This is a genomic window from Bacillus sp. JJ722 (genome assembly GCF_036963345.1).
In the GTDB taxonomy this organism is placed as follows: Bacteria; Bacillota; Bacilli; order Bacillales; family DSM-1321; genus Bacillus_AD.
In genome coordinates, this window is the sequence record NZ_JBALMO010000193.1 from 1 (window position 1) to 689 (window position 689).

General features: G+C 30.9%; 1 protein-coding gene. It reads left to right on the top strand.

Going from position 1 to position 689, the window contains the following annotated elements; all coding sequences use genetic code 11:
* Positions 1–553 (top strand): Hsp20/alpha crystallin family protein (locus V7014_RS20380; RefSeq protein ID WP_335509759.1); only part of this gene is annotated, 553 nt, incomplete at its 5' end.
* Positions 554–689 lie beyond the last annotated feature (136 nt).

Here is a 689-nt window from a genome sequence, read left to right on the forward strand (position 1 = left end):
TAGCATCACGACTTCTTTTCATTCAAAAACGAAAATTCGTAACAAAATCAATATAACGACACATAAAAAACCACCATCTTTTCATATTATTAATGAAAAGGTGGTGGTTTTTAATATGTCAAATAGCGATAATTCGATATCTGGTTGGGAAGGCTTTTCTAAAGAAACAGAAAAAGTGCTTGGTGATCAGTTCTGGACAGATTTTCAGAAAATCATGCCAAAGAAAACACCTCCTATCGACATTATTGAAAATGACACAACAGGTTATATTCTCATCGAACTTCCAGGAATAACTGAAAAAGAACATGTTAAAATTTCATTTCATGGACAAAATTTAATTATTGAAGGAAATGTTCCACAACCTTTTGCAACAGAACAATACAAAATTGTCCACAGCGAAAGATTTATCGGAGCATTTAGACGTTCATTTGTTATTCCTTTTTCTTTCTTGCATAACAATGTTTCAGCAAACTACGAAAATGGCATTTTTATATTAAAAATCCCAAAACTAAACACGCATTTTCACGTCCCTTTCAACATATCAAAAAAATAAACTACTATTACCTACAAACACATAGGCAATTGCTTGCATATAATTAAGAAACTATACTTTTCTTGTAATAAGGGAGGTTTCTTTCTTATGAATCCGTGGAATGTTCTATTTCCTTTCCAAAAATATATGAAGAATT